The 26,553-nt window shown below is 46.1% G+C and carries 22 protein-coding genes and 1 tRNA gene; 17 read left to right on the top strand and 6 right to left on the bottom strand.

Annotated features, from left to right (window positions below; all coding sequences use genetic code 11):
* Positions 1-7: 7 nt before the first annotated feature.
* Positions 8-580 (top strand): peptide-methionine (S)-S-oxide reductase MsrA, encoded by a 573-nt coding sequence (msrA, locus tag ICN47_RS00405; protein ID WP_216217954.1) that lies wholly within the window; start codon positions 8-10, stop codon positions 578-580.
* Positions 581-597: 17 nt separating this feature from the next.
* On the opposite strand, the gene pdxH is transcribed toward msrA, so the two are convergent.
* Entirely contained in the window at positions 598-1,233 is a 636-nt protein-coding gene (gene pdxH, locus ICN47_RS00410; RefSeq protein ID WP_216217955.1) for a pyridoxamine 5'-phosphate oxidase, read from the bottom strand.
* Positions 1,234-1,255: 22 nt separating this feature from the next.
* Between pdxH and ICN47_RS00415 the strand changes: the two genes are divergently transcribed.
* The 5 genes from ICN47_RS00415 to pepN all read left to right on the top strand — a co-directional run bounded on the left by ICN47_RS00415 (position 1,256) and on the right by pepN (position 8,176).
* On the top strand, positions 1,256-2,008 hold the full coding sequence (locus ICN47_RS00415) for a ThiF family adenylyltransferase (RefSeq protein WP_216217956.1): 753 nt from the start codon (positions 1,256-1,258) through the stop codon (positions 2,006-2,008).
* Positions 2,009-2,231: 223 nt separating this feature from the next.
* Positions 2,232-3,614 carry an amino acid permease gene (locus ICN47_RS00420; RefSeq protein WP_216217957.1) on the top strand — a complete coding sequence of 461 codons (1,383 nt, stop codon included), beginning with the start codon at positions 2,232-2,234 and terminating at the stop codon, positions 3,612-3,614.
* Positions 3,615-3,626: 12 nt separating this feature from the next.
* On the top strand, positions 3,627-4,745 hold the full coding sequence (gene ald / locus ICN47_RS00425) for an alanine dehydrogenase (protein ID WP_216217958.1): 1,119 nt from the start codon (positions 3,627-3,629) through the stop codon (positions 4,743-4,745).
* Between the two features lie 202 nt (positions 4,746-4,947).
* Positions 4,948-5,523: a TMEM165/GDT1 family protein gene (locus tag ICN47_RS00430; RefSeq protein WP_216217959.1), complete on the top strand. Its 576-nt coding sequence runs from the start codon at positions 4,948-4,950 to the stop codon at positions 5,521-5,523.
* A 43-nt stretch (positions 5,524-5,566) separates the two neighbouring features.
* Positions 5,567-8,176 (top strand): aminopeptidase N, encoded by a 2,610-nt coding sequence (gene pepN / locus ICN47_RS00435; RefSeq protein ID WP_216217960.1) that lies wholly within the window; start codon positions 5,567-5,569, stop codon positions 8,174-8,176.
* 10 nt (positions 8,177-8,186) lie between these two features.
* On the opposite strand, the gene ICN47_RS00440 is transcribed toward pepN, so the two are convergent.
* Together ICN47_RS00440 and ICN47_RS00445 are read right to left on the bottom strand one after the other, a co-directional pair.
* Positions 8,187-8,570 carry a type II toxin-antitoxin system VapC family toxin gene (locus tag ICN47_RS00440; RefSeq protein ID WP_216217961.1) on the bottom strand — a complete coding sequence of 128 codons (384 nt, stop codon included), beginning with the start codon at positions 8,568-8,570 and terminating at the stop codon, positions 8,187-8,189.
* 2 nt (positions 8,571-8,572) lie between these two features.
* Complete coding sequence (locus ICN47_RS00445; protein ID WP_216217962.1) at positions 8,573-8,776, bottom strand: type II toxin-antitoxin system VapB family antitoxin; 204 nt, start codon at positions 8,774-8,776, stop codon at positions 8,573-8,575.
* Positions 8,777-8,963: 187 nt separating this feature from the next.
* Here ICN47_RS00445 and ICN47_RS00450 point away from each other — a divergent pair, with 187 nt between their 5' ends.
* Complete coding sequence (locus tag ICN47_RS00450; protein ID WP_370626229.1) at positions 8,964-9,962, top strand: class 1 fructose-bisphosphatase; 999 nt, start codon at positions 8,964-8,966, stop codon at positions 9,960-9,962.
* Positions 9,963-10,047: 85 nt separating this feature from the next.
* Here ICN47_RS00450 and cphA (ICN47_RS00455) read toward each other — a convergent pair whose 3' ends face one another.
* Positions 10,048-12,618, bottom strand: a complete 2,571-nt coding sequence (gene cphA / locus ICN47_RS00455) for a cyanophycin synthetase (protein ID WP_216217963.1) — start codon at positions 12,616-12,618, stop codon at positions 10,048-10,050.
* Positions 12,619-14,811 carry a cyanophycin synthetase gene (gene cphA, locus ICN47_RS00460; protein WP_216217964.1) on the bottom strand — a complete coding sequence of 731 codons (2,193 nt, stop codon included), beginning with the start codon at positions 14,809-14,811 and terminating at the stop codon, positions 12,619-12,621. It abuts the gene before it with no gap.
* 201 nt (positions 14,812-15,012) lie between these two features.
* On the opposite strand from cphA (ICN47_RS00460), the gene ICN47_RS00465 reads away from it, so the two are divergent.
* The 3 genes from ICN47_RS00465 to ICN47_RS00475 all read left to right on the top strand — a co-directional run bounded on the left by ICN47_RS00465 (position 15,013) and on the right by ICN47_RS00475 (position 17,910).
* On the top strand, positions 15,013-17,346 hold the full coding sequence (locus ICN47_RS00465; protein WP_216217965.1) for an ABC transporter ATP-binding protein: 2,334 nt from the start codon (positions 15,013-15,015) through the stop codon (positions 17,344-17,346).
* Entirely contained in the window at positions 17,343-17,819 is a 477-nt protein-coding gene (locus ICN47_RS00470; protein ID WP_216217966.1) for a DUF1854 domain-containing protein, read from the top strand. The genes ICN47_RS00465 and ICN47_RS00470 overlap by 4 nt, the downstream gene beginning before the upstream one ends.
* Positions 17,820-17,834: 15 nt before the next feature.
* Positions 17,835-17,910: transfer RNA gene (locus ICN47_RS00475), tRNA-Thr, on the top strand.
* Positions 17,911-18,239: 329 nt separating this feature from the next.
* Here the strand turns inward: ICN47_RS00475 and ICN47_RS00480 are convergent.
* Positions 18,240-19,591 (bottom strand): IS3 family transposase gene (locus ICN47_RS00480; RefSeq protein ID WP_370626230.1). Its coding sequence is split into 2 segments (ribosomal slippage): positions 18,240-19,129 and positions 19,129-19,591, totalling 1,353 coding nucleotides; the frame shifts between segments, so codons are not numbered across the junction.
* A gap of 285 nt (positions 19,592-19,876) precedes the next feature.
* Between ICN47_RS00480 and oxlT the strand changes: the two genes are divergently transcribed.
* The 7 genes from oxlT (at position 19,877) to ICN47_RS00515 (ending at position 26,484) form a co-directional block, all read left to right on the top strand.
* Positions 19,877-21,139 (top strand): oxalate/formate MFS antiporter, encoded by a 1,263-nt coding sequence (gene oxlT, locus ICN47_RS00485; protein ID WP_216217967.1) that lies wholly within the window; start codon positions 19,877-19,879, stop codon positions 21,137-21,139.
* A 97-nt stretch (positions 21,140-21,236) separates the two neighbouring features.
* Positions 21,237-21,614: a DUF2946 domain-containing protein gene (locus ICN47_RS00490; protein WP_370626231.1), complete on the top strand. Its 378-nt coding sequence runs from the start codon at positions 21,237-21,239 to the stop codon at positions 21,612-21,614.
* 68 nt (positions 21,615-21,682) lie between these two features.
* Entirely contained in the window at positions 21,683-23,872 is a 2,190-nt protein-coding gene (locus ICN47_RS00495) for a TonB-dependent receptor (RefSeq protein ID WP_216217968.1), read from the top strand.
* Between the two features lie 2 nt (positions 23,873-23,874).
* On the top strand, positions 23,875-25,134 hold the full coding sequence (locus ICN47_RS00500; protein WP_216217969.1) for a sialidase family protein: 1,260 nt from the start codon (positions 23,875-23,877) through the stop codon (positions 25,132-25,134).
* Entirely contained in the window at positions 25,131-25,610 is a 480-nt protein-coding gene (locus ICN47_RS00505; RefSeq protein WP_216217970.1) for a TlpA disulfide reductase family protein, read from the top strand. Before ICN47_RS00500 ends, ICN47_RS00505 begins: the two co-directional genes overlap by 4 nt.
* A gap of 9 nt (positions 25,611-25,619) precedes the next feature.
* Positions 25,620-25,952 (top strand): hypothetical protein, encoded by a 333-nt coding sequence (locus tag ICN47_RS00510; RefSeq protein WP_216217971.1) that lies wholly within the window; start codon positions 25,620-25,622, stop codon positions 25,950-25,952.
* A gap of 55 nt (positions 25,953-26,007) precedes the next feature.
* Entirely contained in the window at positions 26,008-26,484 is a 477-nt protein-coding gene (locus tag ICN47_RS00515; RefSeq protein ID WP_216217972.1) for a copper chaperone PCu(A)C, read from the top strand.
* Positions 26,485-26,553: the final 69 nt, after the last annotated feature.

Raw genomic sequence — 26,553 nt, forward strand, 5'->3', positions numbered from 1 at the left:
TAAAGCCATGAGTGAAATATTAAATAAATCCCCATCTGAATTAGAGCGCGCCACCTTAGGTGGCGGATGTTTTTGGTGTCTTGAGGCTGTTTATCAGCAAATTCAGGGCGTTCATTCAGTTGTCTCAGGCTATGGCGGTGGCGCACGCCCCAATCCTAGTTATGAGTCCGTTTGCACTGGAGCAACTGGGCATGCGGAGATTGTGGATATCCTTTTTGACCCCCGAGTGATTTCTTTTCGGGACTTATTGGAAATCTTTTTTGTGATCCATGATCCGACTACTTTGAACTATCAAGGCAACGATCATGGGACCCAATATCGTTCAGTCATTTTTACGCATAGTGATGCACAGACCAAGGTCGCTCTTGAGGTGGTTCAAGAATTAGAGGATTCAAAGATTTATGCTGCGCCAGTAGTGACGCAGATTGATGCTGCGCCAACCATTTATCCTGCCGAGGCGTATCACCAGAATTACTTTGTGCAGCATCCTAATCAAGGTTACTGCATGGCAGTGGTTGCCCCTAAACTTGCTAAATTTAGAGCAAAATTTAAATCACTCATAGCGCCCCAATATTCTTAGTCAAAAGAAGTGGATTGCTAGGGGGCTAGACGATTGATCTTCCAGCTAGAACCTTCAAGCTGGTAATGAATACGATCATGAAGTCTAGATGGGCGTCCTTGCCAAAATTCAATTTCGGTTGGCCGTAGTCGATAACCACCCCAATGTTCGGGGCGAGGTGGCGCATCGCCAAAATCAGCTTTAAACCGTTTCTCTGCCTCTTCTAAGAACTCTCTGCTGGGAATAGCCTGGCTCTGGGGTGAGGCCCAGGCGCCAATTCTGGAGGCAGAAGGACGGGAATGAAAGTATTCATCGCTTTCTGCTGCTGTAACCCGCTCAACGATCCCCTGAATACGTACTTGGCGCTCTAATTCATGCCAATGAAAAAGCAGGGCTGCTTGGGGGCGAATCGCTAAATCTCGTCCTTTTTGACTTTCGTAATTGGTAAAGAAGGTAAAGCCGTTCTGATCGGCCCCTTTTAGTAAGACAATACGAGCTGATGGATCACCTGCCTGATTGGCGGTGGCTAAAGTCATGGAGTTAGGTTCAGGACACTCCGCTTTAACGGCCTGGTCAAACCAAAGCTGAAAGAGGTTGAGTGGATTGTGCGGAACCTCAGTTTCAGAGAGTTGGCCGAAGGTATAGTTTTTGCGAAGTTGTGCAATAGGGTCCATTTGTTCAGTATAAAGAGAAGCTATGGCAGAAGACAAGGTAGAAGACAGCATAGAAAGTAGACGTTTCGGGGGTGTATCGAGGCTCTATGGTCCAGAGCTGCGTGAGCGATTTCATCAATCTACGGTAGTGGTTGCCGGTTTAGGTGGTGTGGGCTCTTGGGCAGCTGAGGCCTTGGCTCGAACGGGTATTGGACACTTAGTGCTAGTTGACTTTGATCATATTGCTGAGAGCAATACCAATCGTCAATTGCATGCTTTAGAAGGGCAGTATGGAAAAGCAAAAGTACAAGCGATGAGTGAACGTATTAGGCAAATTAATCCTGATATTCGCTTAACTGTCTGCGATGAATTTCTCGAGCCGGGAAATTTAGATCTTCTCGTGCCTCCTGAAGCACTAGTGTTAGATGCTACTGATTCAGTGCAAACCAAAATTGCTTTAGTACTGTGGGCCACTCAAAATAATCGATTGCTTGTCATGTGCGGCGCTGCGGGCGGCAAAACGGATCCAACCTCAGTGAGGTGTGATGACCTCTCTCGTACTGAGCAAGATGCTTTATTGGCAAAGGTAAGGCAGGGCTTAAGACAGGATCATGGCTTTTCCAGAAATCTAAAAAAGAAAATGGGGGCACGAGCTATCTACTCTCATGAGCCCCGCGCAGGCGCCTCTAGTGGCGGACTGGCTTGTTCTGGATATGGCTCTACTGTCATGGTCACGGCAGCTTGTGGTTTGGCTGCAGCTGCTGAGATCTTAAATCTGATTGCTGCTCAGCCTTAAATCCTTAAGGGGAATCCCTGTAGGAAATTACGGATTCTTTTGCCGTCAACAATAAAAAATTGCATCACAGAGTCTTGATTTATATGGGCGCATTATTTTGAAGTGCTCATTTTTATTTGTTTGATCACATTCGATATTTTTAAGCCCTAGTGCTTACGCAAACTCCTCCCTAGACTTTGCCTCGTTGGTATCTCGCCAATGACAAATCGAAAGGAGGTCTCTTTTGCAGACTGAACACAATGGCTTAAAACGCCACCTTAAAGTCCGGCATATTCGCCTGATGGCCTTAGGCTCAACGATTGGCGTTGGCTTATTTTTAGGCTCAGCTAGTGCCATACAAATCGCAGGACCCTCCATATTGCTAGGCTATTTACTGGCAGGGATCGTGGCATTTATTGTGCTGCGAACGCTTGGTGAGATGGCTGTTCATGAGCCGGTTGCGGGTTCATTTGCAGCCTATGCCAATACCTATGTTGGACCATTAGCGGGTTATATGGTGGGCTGGGGGTATTGGACCTACTGGATTGTTGTGGGCATTGCCGAAGTAACGGCAGTAGGAATTTACATGGGTATCTGGTTTCCAGAAATGCCTCAGTGGATATGGGCGCTTTCATCAATTCTCTTGATGGGTCTTATTAACTTGATTGCCGTCAAAGTATTTGGTGAATTTGAATTTTGGTTTGCCTTAATCAAAGTTGTGGCAATAGTTGCCATGATTGCATTAGGCGGATCAGTCATTCTTTTTGGTTTTACGAATGATTGGCAACCTATTGGCTTAAGCAATCTTTGGCAGCACGGTGGATTTTTCCCGAACGGTATTGGTGGCATGCTGCTGTCATTGCAAATGGTTCTATTTGCTTATGTCGGAATAGAAATGATTGGACTGTCTGCTGGTGAGGCGGAGAACCCACGCAAAACCATTCCTATGGCAATTGATTCTTTGGCCTGGCGCATCTTGATTTTCTATATGGGCGCGATCTTAGTCATTCTGGCTATCTTCCCTTGGAATGAGGTAGGTCAACAGGGCAGTCCATTTGTTGTGATGTTTGAGCGCATTGGTTTGCGCGAGGCTGCCGGCTTAATTAATTTTGTAGTGATCACAGCTGCACTCTCCTCTTGTAATGCGGGCATCTTCAGTGGGGGCAGATTGCTCTATGCGCTATCAGTCAATGGCTATGCGCCGGCACCATTTGCAACATTGTCTCGTTATGGCGTACCCCATCGCGCAGTTATGGCCACAGTAGCCGTCTGTATGACTGGAGTGGTACTGAATTACTTTGTTCCTGATAAAGCTTTTCAATACATTATGGCTGCCGTCACTTTTGTGGGCTTAATGGTGTGGATTGCCATCTTATGCACTCAAATGAAATTCCGCCGCTCATTGACTAAAGCACAAATAGCCGAGCTTAGTTATCGCGCGCCTTGGTGGCCCTATTCCTCGTGGTTTGCTCTAGCGTTTATTGCATTGGTAGTTGTGCTGATGGGCTTTCATGAGGATGCACGGATTGCATTGGTATTAGGTCCGTGTTTATTGGGCGTGTATCTAGCCATGTTTTATGTTGTTGGCTTACATCGCAAAACAAAAACTAGTCGTGAATTTAAATAACTGGAGATTGCAATGATTATTGGTGTACCTCAAGAAGTAAAAAATAATGAGTTTCGGGTGGGGTTGACGCCCGGCAATGTGAGTGGCTTATGTAGACAAGGCCATTCGGTTTTAGTGCAACGTGGCGCTGGTGAGCAGATTGGCTTAAGTGACGAGTCTTATCGTATTGCTGGTGCGACTTTAATTAATAGTGCGGCAGAAGTGTTTCATAAAGCTGAGATGATTGTGAAGGTAAAGGAGCCTCAAGCGCAGGAATGCGCCATGTTGCGAGAAGATCAAATTCTCTTTACCTATCTTCATTTGGCGCCAGATCCTAAACAAACTAAAGCTTTGCTGGATTCAGGCGCTACTTGTATCGCCTACGAGACGGTGACTTCTATGAATGGTGCATTACCGCTCTTAGCTCCCATGAGTGAAGTTGCTGGCCGCATGTCTATCCAAGCGGCAGCTTCTCATCTCGAAAAATCACATGGTGGCTTAGGCGTCCTCATGGCGGGAGTTCCTGGAGTATCGCCAGCTAAGGTGGTAATACTCGGCGGGGGTGTAGTGGGGCGCAACGCATTACAAATTGCGGTAGGCATGGGTGCGGATATTTGTATCTTCGATCGGGATATTGAGCGCTTACGCCAAATCGATTCCTTATATGGCAATCGTGTGCGTACTTTTTACTCCGACAGTCTATTGATAGAGCAAGAGGTATGCGAGGCTGATGTGGTCATTGGTGCTGTTTTACTTCCAGGTGGCGCAGCTCCTAAATTAGTCACTCGGGAAATGGTGAAGAAAATGAAAACAGGCGCAGTAGCAGTCGATGTGGCAATCGACCAGGGCGGCTGTTTTGAAACCTCAAAACCCACTACACATGCTGACCCCACATTCTTGGTTGACGGTGTGCTGCATTACTGTGTTGCTAATATGCCAGGGGCAGTCGCCAGAACCTCCACCTTTGCTTTAACCAATGCGACCTATCCTTATGTTGAGGCATTAGCCAATCGTGGTGTGATTCAGGCTTTATCAATCGATCATCATTTGCGCAATGGTCTTAATGTCCACAAAGGTGTTTTAACTTCTCAGCCAGTTGCTCAAGCTCAGAAATTAGACTTTGTGCTTGCCGAGGAGTTCTTTACTGCTTAGGCATTTATTCATTCGATAGTTCAAGAGTAAAGAGGCGGATGCTTCCGTTGGGGGGTGCTTGCTCAGATCCATCGGCTGAGCGTCTGCCTTATTTATTTTGCTCAATCTGGGCATGTGCGTCCAAAGCCTCTAAACTAGCCTGATGCATTGTCATTTCAATGCCCGATCATTTCCGATAGACAACTTCTAAGCTGCTGAATTTATGGACTTTTCCGCCTTACTCCTCTCTACCGGCGTGGTTGCTTTGGCTGAAATGGGGGATAAGACCCAGCTACTGTCGTTAATGTTGGCCGCCCGTTACCCTAAGCAGGCCTTGGCAATTATTGCAGCCATTTTCATAGCCACTATTGCAAATCACGCTTGTGCAGCTTTGCTTGGTCATTGGTTAACGACCTTACTTTCCCCGGATGTCATGCGCTGGGTTTTAGGCTTGAGCTTTTTGGGGATTGGTTTATGGCTTTTGGTGCCCGATCATATTGATGATGCTGCAGGATCTAAAGTTGCTGATAGGGCATTACAGGTTTTTCTACTCACCGTAGGCCTATTCTTTTTGGCAGAGATGGGTGACAAGACGCAAATTGCGACTATTGCCTTAGGCGCGCGCTACGAGGATGTGTTTTCAGTGACCGTTGGCACCACTTTGGGGATGATGTTAGCCAATGCGCCAGCGGTTTGGATCGGGCAGAAATTTACCAAGCGCATGCCCATTAAGTGGGTGCATGCTGTTGCAGCAATCACCTTCATTGCGATTGGTATTGCAACCCTGATTTGGACTTAACTCACGCATCACCAACTTTTTGCTCAAGACTTAAAATCAATCCATGAAAACTGATCTGCCACAGAGCTTTCGTAGGCTCGAATACCGCCCCCCTGTATATACCTTTGATCAAGTCGAGCTAGATATTGCCTTGGACCCGGCTCGCACAATTGTGAAGAGTCGTATTGAAGTGCTTCCGGGGCTTGCTTTCGAGGTCGGATCACCTCTGGTATTGGTGGGGCAGGAACTGGAGTTTGTCAGCCTGCGAATTAATGGCGAGGCTCATCGTCAGTTTGAACTAACGCCAGAGACGTTGACGATTCAGGGTTTGCCTAATGAGGGTAAAGATAAATTCATCCTGGAAATTATTTGCGTGTGTGTTCCAGAGAAAAATACGACCTTAATGGGGTTGTATGTCTCTAATGGAAATTTCTTTACGCAGTGTGAAGCAGAGGGTTTCAGAAAAATGACTTACTTCCTAGATCGCCCTGATGTGATGGCGCGCTATCGCGTCACCTTGCGGGCGCGTGAAGCAGAATGCCCAGTCTTGTTGTCGAATGGTAATTTGTTAGGGACTGAAAAATTACCTAATGGTTGGCATAGCGCTACTTGGGTTGATCCATTTCCGAAGCCATCTTACCTATTTGCTTTAGTGGCTGGTAAGTTGGAATGCATTGAAGAGACTATTACCACTAGCAGTGGTGCTAAGAAGTTGCTCCAGATATGGGTGGAGCCGCATGACTTGCCTAAAACGCGCCATGCCATGGATTCTTTAATTGCTTCTATTCATTGGGATGAAAAGCGCTTTGGTTTAGAGCTTGATCTTGAGCGCTTCATGATTGTTGCAGTCAGTGACTTCAATATGGGCGCGATGGAGAACAAGGGGTTGAACATCTTCAATACTAAGTTTGTCTTAGCGCAACCAGAAACTGCGACTGATTCAGACTTTGCCAATATCGAGAGCGTGGTTGCTCACGAATACTTCCATAACTGGACAGGAAATCGCGTTACCTGCCAAGATTGGTTTCAGTTGTCACTTAAAGAAGGTTTAACTGTTTTCAGAGACCAAGAGTTTTCTGCCGATCAAATGGGTAGTGAATCCGGTAGAGCGGTAAAGCGGATCGAGGATGTGAGATTGCTGCGTCAATTGCAGTTTCCAGAAGATGCGGGTCCAATGGCGCATCCGATTCGTCCGGATGAATATCAAGAGATCAATAATTTTTACACCGTAACCGTTTACGAAAAGGGGTCTGAAGTAGTGCGGATGTACCAGACATTATTGGGTAGAGATGGTTTCCGTAAAGGTATGGATTTGTACTTTAAGCGTCATGATGGCCAAGCTGTGACCTGCGATGACTTTTTGGCGGCAATGGCTGATGCCAATGGCCGTGATCTTTCGCAATTCAGAAATTGGTATAGCCAGGCGGGAACGCCGCGTGTGAAGGTACAGGAGCAATACGACGCCGCCAAAAAACAATTTCATCTCACGTTGACGCAAAGTTGTGCGCCAAGCCCTGGGCAGCCTGAGAAAAAACCTTTCCATATTCCATTGAAGATGCGCTTGATTACCAAAAGCAATGAACAGGTGGAAAAGTTACTGGAATTAACCCAAACAAGCCAGACTTGGACCTTTGACAATATTGAAGAGCGTCCAGTGCTATCGATTAATCGTGACTTTTCTGCCCCGATAAATTTAGACTTTGAGCAAAGCGAAGCAGACCTTTTAACTTTATTCACCGGCGATGATGATCCCTTTAATCGCTGGGAGGCTGGCCAAAAATTAGCCATGCGCATGATTTTGAATAATCGTCTGCCTGATGCGAAATTAATTGAGGCTTATCGCAATTTATTGCTTGATCCAGATTTGGATCCTGCTTTTAAGGATTTGGCCTTAACACTTCCTGCGGAAACTTATTTGTATGAGCAGTGCGCTTCTGTTGATCCCCAGCAGATTTTTACGGCACGCCGCGCCTTCCGGAAAGAGATTGCCAAGCAATTGCAGCTCGAGTGGGCTGCTTTGTATCAGCAGATGCAAACGCCAGGACCTTTTAAGCCGGATGCTGTGAGTGCCGGTAAGCGAGCCCTCAAGAATTTAGCGCTCAGCATGTTGCTTGATGCTGATGTAAGCACTTGGGCAGCGATGGCGGTTAATCAATATCGCATTGCTGACAATATGACTGATCGTTATGCGGCTCTATCAGCATTAGTATTAAATGGTGCCAAGGCTGCTCAAGAATGCTTGACCGATTTCTTTAGCCGCTTTGCAAATGATGCTTTGGTGATTGATAAGTGGTTTGCGCTTCAATCGAGTAGGCCGCCGGTAGATGGCCTCGATTTAACTTTGGTAGATGTAAAGCGTTTGCGCGAGCATCCAGCCTTTAAGTTGAATAACCCTAACCGGGTGCGCAGTGTGATTCATGCGTTTTGTTCAAATAATCCCGCAAGTTTTCATCAGGCCGACGGCAGTGGCTATGAATTTTGGGCAGATAGTGTTTTGGCCTTAGATCCCATTAATCCCCAAGTAGCCGCCCGATTGGCTAGGGCGCTTGATCGCTGGCGTTTATTTGCTCAGCCCTACCAAAACAAGATGAAGGCTGCCTTGGAACGCGTTGCTGCCTGTCAGACCCTATCTCCAGACGTCAGGGAAGTGGTCGGTAAGGCCCTGGGAAACTAATTTAATGGGCTCAATGAAGCTGGCTGTTGTAGGATATTCCCAGAGGGGTTGCTAGCGACGCAAGATGTTTATCTAGCGTCCAAAGTAAGGCATTTTCTGATATCAGTGTGGAGGCGAGTAGAGAAACATCAATCGCGCCACAGCCTGATTCAAAAAACTTGTACTTTTCAATGAAGTCTAGGATTTCATTTGGCGTTGCTACTTTTGCTTGCTGCAATCCCTTGAGATAGAGAAGTGTTTTTGATCTCGGTGAGGGTGGGCTTCCACAGGCAATTTCCATTAAGACCAGTGGGTGGCAGAGAACTTGATCATTGAGCAATAAGCTCTCAAGGATTGGATTTGATTTTCTAAAGTGGGCGACCCAGACGGATGTATCCGCCAAAACTACTGGCATCGTTAAATTCCGCTCTTTGGTTTACGTCGCGGAATGCTCTTCATTTGTGGCGATTTTCCACCTAGGGCTGCTAAACGTTTCCCTATTTGAACTCTTACAAAAACATGGATTGCTTCACGAAATAAGTCGGCCTTATCCATACCTGGGTCTGCAAGCTCGAGCCCCTGTTCGTATAAATCATCATCAATGGTTACGGTGGTTCTCATCTTTTGGCCTCATCAATTTAGATGCATTTTAGCATCAATATAGTTATCAAACCATCATAAACGCCTTTAAATGAAGGGGGTATTGCGAAATAGGCGCTTAAAACATCCTTATTCCCAGTGGATATGCAAGAACAAGGCAAAATAGAGTCCAATAGATTACTTTGGTATTCAAAACGGAGACTTTCCTGTGTCAACCAGTTCCAATACAAATTTCAAGCACTATTTAGAAACGGCTAAGCCAAAAGGTGCGGTTGTACCTGCCGGTTTGCAAGAGCTCCTAACGGCTGTTGTGAATACCTGCTCCACCTTGAGCCATGAAGTTGCTCAAGGCGCTTTAATTGGCTTATTGGGTTCTGCTGGCACGGGTAACGTGCAAGGTGAGGTTCAGCAAAAGCTCGACATCATTGCGAATGATTTGTTGATTGAAGGTGTGCAAGCTTGTAAATCGCTAGCAGGGCTGGCATCTGAAGAGATGGAGTTACCAGTTCCAGTTCAAGGTACCGGAGATTACCTGCTGCTGTTTGATCCGCTCGATGGTTCGTCCAATATTGATGTCAACGTTTCGATTGGAACCATTTTTTCAGTTCTAAAAAAACAAGATCCCAAAGCACCACTAGAGACATCTGATTTCTTATTGTCTGGGCGTCATCAGGTTGCTGCAGGTTACGTTGTATATGGCCCCCAAACAACGATGGCTCTCACTTTAGGTGATGGCGTAGTCATGTTTACTTTGAATAAGGTTACCGGCGAGTTTCTGTTAATCAAAGATGCTGTCACCATTGCTCATTCAACTAAAGAATTTGCTATCAATATGTCAAACATGCGTCACTGGGCTGAACCTGTGCGTCGCTATGTCGATGAGTGTCTAGCAGGCGTGAGCGGGGCGCGTGATAAAGACTTTAATATGCGTTGGATTGCCTCGATGGTTGCTGATGTGCATCGCGTACTTTCTCGCGGTGGTGTCTTTATGTATCCATGGGATCAACGTGAACCTCATAAGCCTGGTAAGTTGCGCTTGATGTATGAAGCAAATCCTATGAGCTTCCTGGTAGAGCAGGCTGGTGGCGCATCAACCAATGGCACTGAGCTCATTATGGATATGCAGCCTACTGATTTGCATGAACGCGTTTCTGTGATGCTGGGATCTAAAGAGGAAATTGATCGATTGCAGCACTACCATTCATAAAGTAGACTACATCTGTTAATAAAAAACCCAATCAATCGATTGGGTTTTTTATTAACAGACCATCTATTAAATTAGTGGCTAGATATTAAGGCCTTACCTGCTGCTTAAGATAGGCAAGTGATTCCTCAACTTGGTCAATCAGGATTAAGCAAATATCGCCAGCATCTAGGTCATTGAGTGCCGTATCAATTGCAATAAATTCCCCGTGAATTTCTTTCACTTGTTTTGCTTTAGTGGCGCCAACCAAGCCTTCTTGCAAAAGTTTTAATACTTCACCATCCTCACGACCACGCTGACAGGCATCCTGGTAGAGAATGACATTATCAAAGGCGTTGCCAAGAATACGCGTGAGGTCACGAATATCTTCATCTCGTCGATCACCTGCACCGCTAATCACAACATGGCTCTTCTTAGGTTTCATGGCCTGAATTGCGCTAGCCAAAGCACGCATTGCATCGGGATTATGACCATAATCGGCAATCACGGTTGCACCTTTGTGCTGGAATTGGTTAAAGCGTCCTGGAACAGCATTAGCAGTGCTCTCAAAGCTATGCAGACCTCTGGCAATTTTTTCCGCATCAAGTCCAAGCGCCCATGCAGCACCAATAGCAGCCATAGCATTCTCAATTTGGAAGCCCAGCACGCCATTCTGCGTTAACGGAATCTCACTCACAGGGAAGCGATACATCACTCGTGAGCCTTTAGAGGCGACGATATAGGCGCCATCAAAGTAAATAACTTTTTTGTTTTTGGCGCGATGTGCGGCAATCACGGGGTGGTGCTGATTTTGGGCGAAGAAGATGACGCGGCCTGCGCACTTATCACCCATTTTGACCACGATAGGATCTGCTGCATTTAATACGGCAGCACCAGTAGGGGCTACGTTTTGCACAATGACGCGCTTTAGAATCGCAAGGTCTTCTACGCTGGCGATGTAGTTTAATCCTAAGTGATCACCTTCACCAATATTAGTAACAACGGCAACCTCGCAGCGATCAAAGCCTAAGCCTTCCCGTAGCAGGCCGCCGCGGGCAGTCTCTAAAACCGCAGCATCCACATCTGGGTGCATTAATACGTTGCGTGCACTCTTAGGCCCACTGCAATCGCCGGTATCAATGAGGCGATGATTGATGTAAACGCCATCAGTACCAGTCATGCCAACTCGAAGGCCGGTCTCATTCAGTAAGTGAGAGATCAGACGTACAGTAGTGGTTTTGCCATTGGTGCCAGTGACGGCAACAACCGGAATACGACCATCTTCGCCGGGAGGGAACATCATATTGATGATGTCTTCTCCAACGGGACGACTTTTGCCGTAGGAGGGTTTTAAATGCATACGTAAGCCGGGCGCTGCGTTTACTTCAACGATGCCACCACCTTGCTGCTCTAGTGGTTTGTAAATCGCCTCACAGAGGATGTCAACACCAGCGATATCTAGGCCAATCATTTGCGCGGCAGCGACTGCACTTGCTGCAACATCAGGATGAACATCATCAGTAACATCGGTAGCAGTGCCACCAGTGCTGAGGTTGGCGTTATTGCGCAAGAGCACACGCTCACCAGTTTTAGGAACGTATTCCGGAGATAATCCGGAACTTGCTAGATGGGCTAGGGCAATATCATCAAAGCGAATCTTGGTGAGCGCTGTGGCATGGCCATCGCCTCTCAATGGATTTTTATTTTCCATTTCTACCAACTGCGCAACAGTGTGTTTGCCATCGCCAACCACTTGAGCGGGTTCACGACGTGCTGCTGCTGAAAGGCGATTACCAACTACGAGTAAGCGATAGTCAGCACCAGGAAGGTAGCGCTCAACGATCGTCTCACGACCAAAAGCTTGCGTGACGATAAAACCAGCACGTACATCCGCTTCGGTTTGAATATTGGCTACTACGCCTTTACCTTGATTGCCGTCTTTTGGTTTTAGAACAATTGGGCCACCAATTTTTTGGGCAGCGCGCCATGCGTCATCCGCATTTCTAACGACTTCACCAATCGGTACTGATACGCCAGCTGCAGCGAGTAAATTTTTGGTAAGCTCTTTATCTTGAGCAATCGCTTCAGAAATGGCGCTGGTATCACTGGTTTCTGCCGCCTGAATGCGCTTCTGTTTGCTACCCCAACCAAACTGCACCATACTACCTTCGGTCATGCGGCGGTAGGGGATATTGCGTTGAATTGCTGCATCGACAATCGAGCCAGTACTTGGACCAAGACGAACATCTTCGTAGAGTGCCTCTAATTCTGAGAGGGCGGCGGTTAAATCAAATGGCGCGTCATTCAGTGTTGCTTGTATTAATGCAAAGCCAAAGTCAAACGCCATGCGCCCAACAACTTCTTCGATGTATTCAACAACTACTTGGTACACGCCATCATCAATAGTTTGAACGGTTCGACTAAAGGTAACGGGGCAGCCAGCTTGCGCTTGCAGGCCGAGTGCAGCATGCTCTAAAGCGTGTGCTAGAGATAAGACTTCATTTTGCCCACCACGACGCATGCTACCGAGTTGCGGAAAACGTTCGCGAATTTTATTTTCAAACTGGGGAATGGAATCAATGGAGCGCTCCGTCTTTTCACAAGAGACGATTGCTTCTAAGGCGGTATGGCGGCTCCAAAGATTGGGGCCACGCAACATGCGAATACGGGTAATTTCCAATTAAGCCCCTGCTACGGTGGTGGTGTCGGTGACAAATGTTTCAGCGCCAGCTTCAATGACGTTAAATGGTATCTCAAGCGCCCAAGCTGCGGCTATGGCAGCGCCTAGATTCATGGCCTTCCATGGAGAAGCAGTATTGGACTCAGAGTGGCGTGGAACAGGGATGCTTTTTTGATCAAGCTTGCCGGATTTCAGTGTGATTTGCTGTTTGCCAACCAATACTGCGCGACCACCATTTTGAAGATGGGTTTTAACAAGCTCAGAATCTGGATTTTCAGTAAAGAAAATAACTTCACCATCACAGAGTTCTGCCATTTGTGCCACCATCGCATCATCAGCATTTAATACGCCAACACCATTTGGTAGTACTACATCAATTTGCGTGCGCACAACGCTAAAGACTTGATCTTCATCATAGATTGCGTATTGAGGGAAATTGGCGGTCGGGTCAATATTGAGTACAACCCCAACTTGGCAGCGATCGTAAGCTAAACCTTCAATCAACATGGATAAATGATTGTTTTCAACAACCGCGGCTTCGACGGCGCGATTTAATAAAGTGCGGCGAGCGTTTTCCCAATTTGATGCATTCGAATTGGGAATGGCTCTATTACCAAAATACAAACCCTTACTGCATGAGAGGCCTACATACAGATTGGTTAAACGTAAAAAGTGTGCAACCATTTCTGCTACTGATGTTTTGCCTTTTTCGCCACAAATGCCGACAACGGGAATGCGGAAATCAACGCCAGGAGGGAATAAATGATTCGCAATCTCTTTACCTACAGGTTGAGGTGTACCGCTTGCTGGTTTCAAATGCATCAGTAGGCTAGGGCCAGCGTTCACTTCTACAATGGCTGCATTCTGTTCTGCCATAGGCTTGCTGATATCTTGCGCAACTAAATCTATGCCGGCAATATCAAGGCCAACAACTCGAGCAGCTAAGGCTACTTGGCTGGCCACATCTGGGTGGACTAAGTGAGTAACATCGAAAGCGACGTTACCGTTAATCTGGATCAACACTTTTTGGTCGTTGACGGGGATGCTATCCCCGGTTAATTTTTGGCGGGTAAGTTCAAGCTCCACTGCGGAATCAATTCTCGCGGGATTCAGAGGGTGTTCTTCCGATGTGCCGCGTCGTGGGTCAGAATTAATTTGAATATCAATTAATTCGCGAACGGAATGTTTACCGTCACCGGTCACCCAAACACTTTCGCCTTTAGCTGCGGCAACTACTTTGTTACCGACAACCAAGACTCGGTGCTCATCTCCAACAATATGGCGCTCAACCAATACTTCGCTGCCTTCTTCAATGGCTACGGCGTAGGCCGCTTCAATTTCTGCTTGGGTATAGAGGTTGATAAAGACGCCGCGTCCATGATTGCCGTCGATCGGCTTTACGACTACTGGCAAGCCGATATCTTGTGCAGCCTCCCATGCATCATCGGGGCTGGTCACGGTCCGGCCTTCAGGAGTAGGAACCCCAGCGCTGGCTAATAAACCCTTGGTGAGATCTTTATCTCTTGAGATGGTTTCGGCAATAGCGCTAGTGCTGTCAGTCTCTGCTGTCCAGATACGACGCTGTTTTGCGCCATATCCCAGTTGAACTAAATTACCTTCGGAAAGACGAATGGAAGGAATGCCGCGCTCTTCAGCTGCGTTCACAATACAAGCGGTACTCGGGCCTAGCAGTAGGTCATCACTCAAGTCACGCAATTGCTCAATAATCTCTTCGACAAGAGCAGCCGGATCTTTTGTGTCTTGTGCCAAAGCCAAGTACAAATCACGTGCATATTTGAGTGCAGTCAGTGTGACCTCTTCATTGTTTGCACTCACCATGACTTTGTATACGCCGCGACGATCCCCATCACGGGCTTTGCCAAATCCACCAGGAATGCCTGCTAAGTTTTGTAGCTCCAATGTGAGGTGCTCAAGAATATGAGCAGGCCAAGTGCCTTCTTCCACGCGTTTGAGAAAGCCGCCTGCCTCACCATAGCTGCAGCGATGTTCTTGAAGACTTGGAAGCGCTTTGACTAATCGATCGTAAAATCCGGGGATGAGATTGGAAGGGAAGTCTTCAAGGTCACCAATATCGAGCCAAACTTCGAGGACGGGGTGGTAGGTCCACATATTGGGACCGCGGAGATGCTTAACGCTCAGAATCTCAATGTATTTATCTAGTAATTGGGGCATTTACGGTATTACGAGGCTCAGCGCCATATTTGGCGGGGATGCGTCAGACGGTCTCTCGATTTCTAGTTGTTATTGAAAATCCACAAAATTAGCAAAAATACATAAAAAGGCTCACTTTGCTAATTTAACGGCTTTTGGACCCCAAAAGTTGACATAGCGAATAAATCTAAAAAAGCTTGCTCCACTATACTTTTAGGATCAATGAAGCCTGAATTCCTACCTTTTACTCCCTTAGTGCCTAGTTACTGGCAAGCTGTATTGGAGTTTATGAAATCCCCGGTGCCCAATCTTGAGGCAGCGCTAGCATGGGTGGAGTTGGATTTAGGTTCGGACCTACGCTTTGAAAAGAGCCTGCTTTTACTGACTGAGAAGGGTCTCTTTTGGACGGACGGTAAAAGTCTTGAAACCTGGCCGATCGATCGCGGTGAGCATCTGGTTCATGGAGATCACGCTGGAGTAGGTCATCTCAAGCTTGAGTCTGATGAGCGCTTACTCAGAATCTGGCATTTCACCTTGGCGGTAAATCCACAGGTTTTGCGTCTTCAATCTAGCTTTCGACAGTTGACGAAGGGGCACCAAGATAAACCAGCTGAGGTAACTGAATACGATAAACAAGTTTGTTCAGTTTGCTTAAGCCCAAAGCCTGCAAATTCAGATGTATGCCCCACTTGCGATCCTGAGGACGACAAGCCGCCGTCTACGTGGACCTTATTTAAATTATGGCGTTTTGCTAAGCCGTATAAAAAACAGCTTCTACTGGGTTTTGTGTTGACCTTGCTCTCCACCGGTGCAACCTTGATCCCGCCGTACCTCACCATGCCCTTAATGGATCACGTATTGATTCCCTACGAAAAAGGTAATCCCATTGATTTCCATTTAGCCAGCTTGTATCTATTTGCACTATTTGGTGCGGCCATCATTGCCTGGGGCCTAGGTTGGTGGAAGACGTATTTGCTGGCATTGGTTAGTGAGCGCATCGGTGCTGATTTACGTAACACTACTTTTGAACATTTACTCAAATTGTCTTTGGAGTACTTTGGAGGCAAGCGCACAGGTGACTTGATCGCTCGCATTGGCGCTGAAACAGACCGTATTTGTGTATTCCTATCGCTTTATGCCTTAGATTTCGTGACAGATGTTTTGATGATCACGATGACTGCAGCGATCCTCTTCTCGATTGATCCACTCTTGGCTTTAGTAACGCTTGCTCCTCTGCCATTTATCGTATGGATGATTCACGTAGTACGCGATAAGTTGCGTTTTGGATTTGAAAAGATTGATCGGATTTGGTCGGAAGTCACCAATATTTTGGCTGATACGATTCCGGGAATTCGGGTTGTGAAAGCCTTTGCTCAAGAAGATCGTGAGCTCAATCGCTTTGTTGATTCCAATAAACACAACCTACAAATTAATGATCGTGTCAATCGCGTATGGGGCCTGTTCTCACCAACAGTGACGCTGCTGACTGAAACTGGATTATTAGTCGTTTGGGGATTTGGTATTTGGCAGGTTGCCCATCAAAAGGTAACGGTAGGTGTGTTGATTGCCTTCTTGGCTTATATCGGCCGTTTTTATGTTCGATTAGATTCCATGAGCCGGATTGTTTCTCACACCCAAAAGGCAGCAGCTGGTGCAAAACGAATCTTTGATATTTTGGATCACGTCTCCAGTGTTCCTGAACCAATTAATCCAGCTCCCTTAGGAGAAGTCAAAGGGCGCATTAATTTAAAGGGTGTGGGCTTTCGGTATGGCAACCGCGCAGTGACCAAAGGAATTGATCTTGATATCGTTCCTGGTGAAATGATTGGGCTGGTAGGTCATAGCGGATCTGGCAAAAGCACTTTAGTCAATTTGATTTGCCGTTTTTATGATGTCAGCTCAGGATCGATCTCTTTAGATGGTCGTGATATTCGCAGTATTGGTATTGCTGACTATCGCAAATGTATTGGTTTAGTTTTACAGGAGCCATTCTTGTTCTTTGGAACGATTGCTGAAAATATTGCCTACGGCAAACCAGATGCTTCGCGCGAAGAAATTATTGAAGCAGCACGAGCTGCGCATGCCCATGAATTCATTTTGCGCTTGCCGCTTGGATATGACTCCTTGGTGGGTGAGCGCGGTCAATCATTATCTGGGGGTGAGCGTCAGCGTATCTCGATTGCACGGGCGCTCTTAATTAATCCAAGTATTTTGATACTGGATGAGGCTACCTCTTCAGTAGATACAACAACCGAAAAAGAAATTCAGCGGGCTTTAGATAATCTCGTTAAAGGCCGCACTACTATTGCGATTGCCCATCGCCTCTCTACCTTGCGTAAGGCTGATCGCTTGGTTGTTTTGGATAAAGGTGAGATTGTTGAGATTGGCTCGCATGAGCAATTAATGGAAGCTCAGGGCGCTTATTACACCTTGTACCAAGCGCAATTACGACATGCTGCTGAATTAGTAGAGGGTGGCGCCATCGGCGAAAGTCTTGAAGAGCAGGAAGAAGAGCAGTTACAACAAATCGCCAAAGATGTAGGAGGTGGCGTGTGAGTCATCAGAACAAATCTCATTTACTTGAACGTGATGAATTAGGGCGACTGGTATTTATTGGACCCAATGGCGGGCGTCATATCGGCGTGCATCCTGTGCGTGCTTTTCCCATCACGGCGCCTGGCGCAGGCATTGGCATCATGGATACCTCTGGTAAGGAGTTATGGTGGTACCCAGATGTTTCTGCCATTCCCGAGGCAGAGTTAGGATTAATTGAAGAAGAACTCGCGGCCCGAGAATTTATGCCTGTCATCGAGAGAATTACCAGAGTCTCAACCTACGCTACGCCTAGTATTTGGGATATTGAGACAGATCGTGGGCCAACCCGTATTCGTCTCAAAGGGGAAGAGGATATTCGCCGAATCGCCGGCAATACTTTATTGATTGCAGATTCAAATGGTTTGCAGTTCCTGATCAAAGACTCTACCGCTCTAGATAAGTTAAGCAAAAAGCTCTTAGATCGGTTCCGCTAGAATCATCTTCAAGTCGCCGCTTTAGCTCAGTTGGTAGAGCAGTTCATTCGTAATGAAAAGGTCGCCAGTTCGATTCCGGCAAGCGGCACCAGTCTTTTGAATCCCCTATTTGATAAATATCCAATAAAAACAATAAGATAGGGGTATTTACGCTTATTTGAATGTCTGATTTGAGGCCTTGCATTGTCTATTGCAGCGCAATAATATTAGGGTTATAATCTAGGTACTAACCCTTAAGGAGATTCAAATGACTGTTTTATTGAATATGATCAACCAGCTTTTTACTGAAAGCAAAACTAGCCAAGAGCAGACTGCTCGTCACTATGATTTCGACGGCGCATATCGCGGCATGTAATTCATCAATTACTGATTTATTAAAAGCCACCCTCTGAACTGACCCCCAGTAGTTGGACAGTTTAGTTAGGTTAGCACGAGGGATTGAGTTCGGTATTGCACCGGGCTCAATCCCTTTAGCTTTTGTTTAATTCGGTCATGGTTGTAGTAGTGGATATATTCCTTAAGTTCAGCTTTAAATGATTCGATACTTTCAAATCTCTTCCGATAGAAGAACTCTGTTTTCATAATCCCAAACCAGTTTTCCATGACTGCGTTGTCTAAGCAATTACCTTTTCTAGACATGCTTTGAGTAACACCTTGCTTGCGTAAGGTCTGTTGATAAAGCCCCATTTGATATTGCCAGCCCTGGTCTGAGTGCAGCATGGGTTTGTCTTTTGGTCCCAGTTGTTTAAATGCGCTTTGAAGCATCTGCATTACTGAGCTAATCTGTGGCCGATCAGCAATCTCATAGGAGATGATCTCTTGGTTATAGAGGTCTAAGATCGGTGATAAGTACACTCGCTCGCCCTTGATATTGAACTCAGTCACATCGGTTACCCACTTTTGATTGGGTGCTTTAGCTATAAAGTTGCGCTCTAACAAGTTGGGGGCTGCCTTGCCCACAGACCCCTTATAAGACTGATAGCGCTTAGGTCTCACAGTCGATTTAAGTCCTAATTGAGTCATGAGCTTTTGCACTGTCTTGTGGTTTAAATGTTGATGTTGATTACGTAGCTCTAAATGTACCCGCCGATAGCCATAGCGACCCCGATGGGCATTAAAGATCTGGGTGATATGCTCTTTAGCCCCCTGATAAGGATCAGCTTTACTACTGGCTGCCCGCCAGTAGTAGTAAACGCTTTTAGCCATCTTGGCGATAAGTAGTAAGTCTAGCAAACGGTAATGCGGCCTTAGCTCAGTAATTATTTGGGCTTGTTCTCTTTTGTTGCTTTGCTCTGAGCTAAGGCTTCTAACTTTTTTAGGTAGGCAGCCTGTGCTTCGGCATACTCCAAACGTCTTCGCAACTCTGCCGGCGTGAGCTCCGAGATAGGCTTTTTGAGTAATGCTTTGATATTAAATTGGGACATAGGCGGTTGTCCTCTCTGTCGATTGGCAAGGGCTGTAATACCGCCTTCATTGTAGAGTTTTTGCCATTGCAAAATGGTGGTCATACTACCAATCCCAAAGTGGGCAGCAGCTGGCCTTGCTGATATCTGGTGCGCAGCCATGTGCTGCAGAACTTGGACTTTAAAATCTGGGGAGTAGCGTTGGAAGCTGGGGTTAAGACCGCTATGACCATGGGCTTGATAGGCTAAAGCCCATTTGCGGACATCTGAGTGACTAATCTCAAATAAGTGACTTACCCGCTTAAGACCGCCTGACTTTAGAAACTCTTTAACTACCTTTAGCTTGAACTGCTTGCTGTACTTGCTCATAAAACAAAACCCCCTTGGTTGGACATAACGTCCAACTTTTGGGGGTCAGTTCATTCGGGTGGCTTTTTCTTTGTCATCTTCATGTTTGGTAAGAGTATTGGTTGCGCATTCCTGGGGAAGTAAAGCTTAAATTTCAAAAGGTTATAGGCAGGGTAATCACTAGTGTGGAATTGAGTAAAACTTGATTACTGTCAAGTAATCCATTGTGTAAATGCTTAAAAATCAGATAGCCCAATTTTTGGGACTCATAAGTATTTATAAAAAGTAAAAAAGAGGAGATTTAAGATGAGCGGCGAGAAAACTGCAGGGCCTTTAGGGGGTCGTTGGTTTCAGCTACTAATCGGCATTATCTGTATGTCGATGATTGCAAACTTGCAATACGGTTGGACTTTATTCGTCAATCCAATTGATGCGAAGTTTGGATGGGGACGTGCAGCGATTCAAGTTGCTTTCACCATTTTCGTATTGACAGAAACTTGGTTGGTGCCAATCGAGGGTTATCTCGTTGATAAATTTGGCCCACGCCCAGTAGTATTTTTCGGCGGTATCTTGTGCGGCATTGGCTGGATGATGAATGCCCATGCTGAAACATTGACAATGCTGTATATAGCTGCTGCTGTTAGTGGTGTTGGTGCAGGTGCTGTATACGGTACTTGCGTAGGTAATGCGCTCAAGTGGTTCCCAGATCGTCGTGGTTTAGCAGCTGGTATGACTGCCGCAGGTTTCGGCGCTGGTTCTGCATTGACCGTGATTCCAATTGCCAACATGATTGCTAATCAGGGTTACCAAGAGGCATTCTGGTTTTTCGGTATTTGGCAGGGCTCAATCGTAGTAGTGCTGAGCTTGCTGCTCTCTAAGCCTATCAAGAGTGCTATCACTACTGTCAAGGCTGCTGTTGCTCAGACTCGTAAAGATTTTCGTCCAATGGAAATGGTCAAGCAACCTGTGTTCTGGATCATGTATCTAATGTTCGTGATGGTAGCTGCGGGTGGCTTGATGGCTACTGCACAGTTAGGCCCAATTGCTAAGGACTTCCAGATTGCTGGTGTAACAGTCAGTTTGATGGGATTGGCCTTGCCTGCACTGACATTCGCATTGACAGTTGACCGCGTATTAAATGGTTTGACACGTCCATTCTTCGGTTGGGTATCTGACAAGATTGGTCGCGAACAAACGATGACACTTTGCTTCACATTTGAGTGCTTAGGTATTCTTGGTTTGTATTACCTTGGTCGCGATCCTGTGTTGTTTGTTCTGTTGACTGGTTTAGTCTTCTTTGCTTGGGGTGAGATTTATAGCTTGTTCCCATCAACAAACGCAGACACCTTCGGTTCAACCTATGCTGCTGGTAATGCAGGTCTACTCTACACAGCAAAAGGTACGGCTTCATTGTTGGTGCCTTTGTCTAGCGTATTGGTAACAATGACTGGCGGTTGGGAGGCGGTATTCTGGGTTGCGAGTTTCTTAAATGGAACAGCTGCAATCTTGGCTTGGTTTGTATTGCGCCCAATGCGCCGTAAACTGATCGAGCGCTCTGCTTCAATGTAATTCAGGTTAAAAGCCTAGTAAAAGGGGTCTTCGGGCCCCTTTTTTATTGGTCCTAGCTCAGTAAGACAAAAAAAGTGGGATCGGATACAATTTCCCTGTGTTGAACTTCTCCAAAAACCGCCTTATTCACTGGATTGCTGCTTTAGCGATCGCAATGAGTGCACTGGCACCTGCAATGTCACAAGCAGTATCGCTTGCTCAGGGTGGTCAAGGATTTGCTATGGAGATTTGTGCGGTCGATGGCAGTAAGATGCAAATTACCATCCAGACTGATGGTCAGTTAGATCAGGTAGAGCAAGCTCAGCCTTGTCCTTATTGCCTAGTCCATAGCGCCATTACTCCTGCATTTAATACCAATCTTAGCTTTGGGGCGCCGCAATCCTTTGCATTCTTGCCCCAGCTTTTCTACCAATCACCCAAGCCGCTCGCCGCATGGGTAACGCCTCCTTCAGCAGCACCTCCAGCACAAGCCTAAATCTATTTAGGTCATAGCTTAGCTATGTTTTGGCAACTCAGTTGCCATCAAGTTGATTGGAGAATTTGATGTTGTTAAAGCAAAAGAAACTCAGTGCTTGCGTTGGGATGTTTTTTGGATCTATTTGCCTAAGCGTGCAAGCGCAAATTGCACCCCCACCAGACTATAACCAAAAGTTGGGTGATGTTGTGGTGAGTGCTACACGTTCAGGCACACCCTTAGATGAGATTCCATTGAATACCACCATTCTGACTAAAGAAGCTTTGGAAGTATCACCAGATCAGACGATCGATCAAGTGCTCAAGAATGTCCCGGGTGTGATTCTGAATGACACCCCTTATTACCAAAAAGACCCAACAGGGCAAAGCATTAATGTGCGCGGTTTGGGTAATGCCAGAACACTAGTATTGATCGATGGTTTGCCTGCTAATGATGCGTTTTATGGAACAGTGCAGTGGAACTTGGTGCCGATGTCTGCAATTGATTCAGTTGAATTTATTCGCGGCGGGGTATCGAGCCTGTGGGGCAACTATGGTATGGGCGGCGTGATTAATATCAAAACAAAAAACCCAGTCAATAGTCAGCAAGATGCATCAGCAAGTATTGGTGCATTTGGCACGTATAACGTTGCGGCCTCAAAAGATATTATTGCATCAGAGGCTTTGCAATTAAGATTCTCGGCAGATTATTTCAATACCAATGGTTATCAAAATATCTCTACCTTAGCGCCTGCCGCAGCCAACAGCATTAAAAATGGTCAAGGTGATGCTGCTTCACATAACTCAAACGTCAGATTGCAGGGCTACTTTAAGGCGACGCCAGATACCAATGGATTTTTCCGCGTGGGCTATCACACCATGTCGGACCTATCTTCGGGATACTCCTTTGCAACAAATTTGATGCAAGAAACTGATGTAGCAGCGGGCACCACTACAAAGTTGGCTGATCGAGCAAAAGTAGACGTGAACTTTTTCTATGAGAACACTAACTTCAATAAGCAAAATGGTTCAACGACTACTACGAAGTCAAACAATATTGCCGCCAACACGCCATACGTCAATGCCACCTATAAAGACCCCTACAGCACTGTTGGTGCTTCAGCGCAGTACACCAAGGAACTGACTGGGATCATTGATCAATACCTGATCGGGGTGGATGCTCGCAATATTTCCGGTTCAAATCTGACCAATAATCTCAATAACAATGGCACAGTTGCCGCGGTTAATTATGGACAGGGTTCGCAAACCTTCTTAGGCCTCATGGGACAATTGAAATCAAAAGCGCAGTCAGCTCCAATTGAGACTACCTTAGCGGCGCGGGTTGATCAGTGGAGCAGTCAAACGCCGACGAGTTATAACGCAGGTATCAATGGCGTAAATCCACAGTATCAAAACGTACCGAATCAGAGTAAGACACAAATAAGTCCAACCCTAGGCTTCTTATATAAGGCTACAAACAATTGGGATTTGAGAACGGCTGCTTATCAAGCATTCCATGCGCCAGGTTTGAATAACACTTTGCGCTCCTATGGCTCATCTAGTGGTTATAGTTTTGCAAATCCCAATTTAACCCCGGAAACCATGACGGGTTATGAGGTCGGTACTGACTATCGCTGGAAGGGTGGCTTTGCGCAGCTAACAGCATTTAATAACTATATTCAGAATGCAGTGGCTACATATAGCCTTTCTTCCAAGAGCTCCTCAGATGTGGCTTTAGCTAAGAGTTTGTGTGGCGCTTCTGGAAATCCGCTAACAGGTAGCGGTAATGTGGGCATCTGTAATTCCAGTAATATTAGCTACTACACTAATAATCAAAACTTATTGAGTCAAGGACTTGAGTTTCAGTTCCACCACGATATAAATGCTCAGTGGGCCACAGATGCAAACTATGCATTTACTAGCACCAAGCTGACAATGAGTGCTACAAGCGACCCAACTGGCAGGCAAGTTGGCGGTGTGCCGCAAAATATTTTGGGTGGAGGCTTAACGTACTACCCGATACCTAAGGCGAGTTTGACGGCGACAGTGCGTTACGTAGGTAGTTCTTGGCTTAATACAGCCAATACCTTGCCTGTTGCGTCTTATGCTGTAGTAGGATTGCGTGCGAACTATGAGTTCGATAAGAACACCACCGTTTATGCTTCTGCAGTGAACTTATTGAATCGTCAATACAATACCTTTGGTACAGGGGGTAGTAATACCAGCTATACCCTAGGTTCCCCGCAGGCAATTAGTATGGGCGCGCGTATCATCTTCTGATCATGAAAAAGTTTATTTCGTTTCCGTTATATGCACTCTTTGCTAAAGCATTCTTTTGGAGTGTTTTGGGAGGGAGTATTCAAGCGAATGCACAAACAGAGCACTCATCCCATTCGACAATGAGCGCTCCCTCCAAAGGGGCTAATGTCTGTCAGGGAGTCGGCCTTGAATGTGCTAATGCCGCCACTCCTTTTATTGCAAAGGACGGTAAATTGCTTTTAGCCTGGACCGCTGGTGGAGTGGTTTCAGTAGCGCAATCGGAAGACAATGGAAAAACATTTTCTACCGCTGTCAAAATTGCTGAGCATGGCAAAGCGCTTGACACGGGTAGCGATGCACGTCCACAGATTGTTTCAGACTCTAAAGACAATGTGTTTTTGGCCTACGCATTTTTCAAGGACGCTAATTGGAATGCGCAAATTAATACAGCTCGCTCTGTGGATGGAGGTAAGACCTTTAGTGCGTCCGAGTCACTCGTTCGCGATAGCTCAAGCCAACGATTCCCATCGCTCTTAATAAAGTCCGATGACTCTTTATTCATCACATGGATTGATAAGCGACTGGTAGCCGCTGCAAAGCAGGGGAGTGTGCCACGACTTGGCGGATCTATCGCTTACGCATCTTCAGTAGATGGCGGAAAAACCTTTCAGGCTGAGAAGTTTGCAAATGAAAGCAGTTGTGAGTGTTGTCGTATTGGCGCAAGTCTTGATCCAAAGAATCAGGTGGCGATTGCCTATCGCGCAATCTTTCCTGGCGGTATTCGAGATCAAGCAAGCCAAGTCATCACGCCTAAAGGGGCTGAAGCAATTAGACGAGTTGCAGATGATGATTGGAAGACGGATGCCTGTCCTCATCATGGGCCCTCTATAGCAGTCTCTGGCACTGGAAAATTTCATGTGGCTTGGTATACACAGGGCACTAAACGCTCTGGTGTGTTTTATGCCAGCTCTAGCAATCAAGGCGTCACCTATTCAAAGCCTGCCCGAATTGGAGCCGAGAGTGCAAATGTAGCTCGCCCTTATCTTTTAGCATCAGGCAAGCAAGTGTGGATGGTGTGGAAAGAATTTGATGGTACATATTCCTCAATTTATATGAAGCACTCTAGTGATGACGGCAACACTTGGTCTGAGGCTAAATTAGTATCGAAGACGAGTGGCTACAGCGATCATCCACTCTTAGTAAAACGAGATCGAGAGATATTGCTATCTTGGCTTACTCGTATCGATGGTTATCAATTTATTCAAGTTGGGAATATCCAGTGAAAAAATATTGGCTTAGTTTCATTTTCTTGATGACATTAGCAATGCAGACAGTTAATGCTGATCCAATGCGTATCAAGCCCTATCAAGCGGGCGATTGGTCTGGCCTAGTGAAGACGGCTAATGGAGCGCCAATGGCCATCCATTTTTGGGGTGTGACATGTCCAGCCTGCGTCAAGGAAATGCCTCAGTGGGGTACGTTCTTAAAGCGCAACCCCAGCGCCAAAGTGATTTTTATTCAGGTTGATGATGTCACTCCTGAAATGATGCAAAAGATGTTGAGTAAGGCCGGCCTGGAAAAAGCCAACAATTATTATGTTGCTTCACCATTTGATGAGCGATTGCGTTATGAAATTGATCCGAAGTGGCATGGTGAAACTCCAACCACGATATTTATTGATCAGAACGGCAAGACCTCCAGAAAAACTGGCTTGATTCATTTTCAGCAGTTACCGTCTTTAGTGGGAGTGGGTTCTTAAGGAGCCTTAATGAAAACCATGAAACAGTTAAATAATCCTGTATCTAATAATCTTTATTTAAGAACCTTGTTAGGAATATTGTGTTTAATGCTGGGAGCGTGTGCTTCCCAATCTGGTTTGTGGATTAAGGATAATTCGAGCCAACTTCAGGTAGATCAAGATAACTATGCCTGTCTTCAGCAATCACAACAGCCGTATGGATATAGTGATGGCGGCTTTGGTTGGGGGCCTGGTTGGGGTGGCTTTAATGCCTACTCTGGCGTTCAGACAAATCAAGAGCTTTATTCAGCCTGCATGAAAGCGCGAGGATATCGCTGGCAACCCGACAAAGTCCCTCAATAAATTCCCAATCATTAATTTATTTAAATACCGTAAGAGCCTACTAGAAGGATTTAATATGAAAAGTAATACATTCGTAAAAACAATGCTGATTGCAGCGATTGGCTTTGGCATGAATAGCTTGGCATGTGCTCAAAATGCACAGCTTGGAAAACTACAAATTGAAAACGCTTATACGCGTGCCACTGTTCCCGGACAGCAAGTTGCAGCGGGTTTTATGAAAATAGAAAATAAAGGTGCAGTTGATCAATTGCTTTCAGCTAGCTCACCAGCGGCTAGTGAAGTGCAATTACATGAAATGTCCATGGAGGGCAATGTTATGAAAATGCGCCAAGTCAAAGATATTGCAGTGCCAGCTGGTGGCGTTGTTGAGTTAAAGCCAGGTGGCCTACATTTGATGTTTATGAACATCAAGGCGCCATTGACTGCTGGTCAGACAGTTCCCGTCAAACTCAAGTTTGCCAAAGCGGGAGAAATAGAAGTGAAGGTTCCAGTCAATGCGATGGGACAACACGGCGATGGCATGAAGCATTAAGTCATCAGACTTGGCCAAATAAAAAGCCCCCAGGGTTATCTAGGGGCTTTTGCTTTCTGCTTCAGCTTA

This window comes from Polynucleobacter sp. AP-Latsch-80-C2 (assembly GCF_018882185.1).
In the GTDB taxonomy this organism is placed as follows: Bacteria; Pseudomonadota; Gammaproteobacteria; order Burkholderiales; family Burkholderiaceae; genus Polynucleobacter.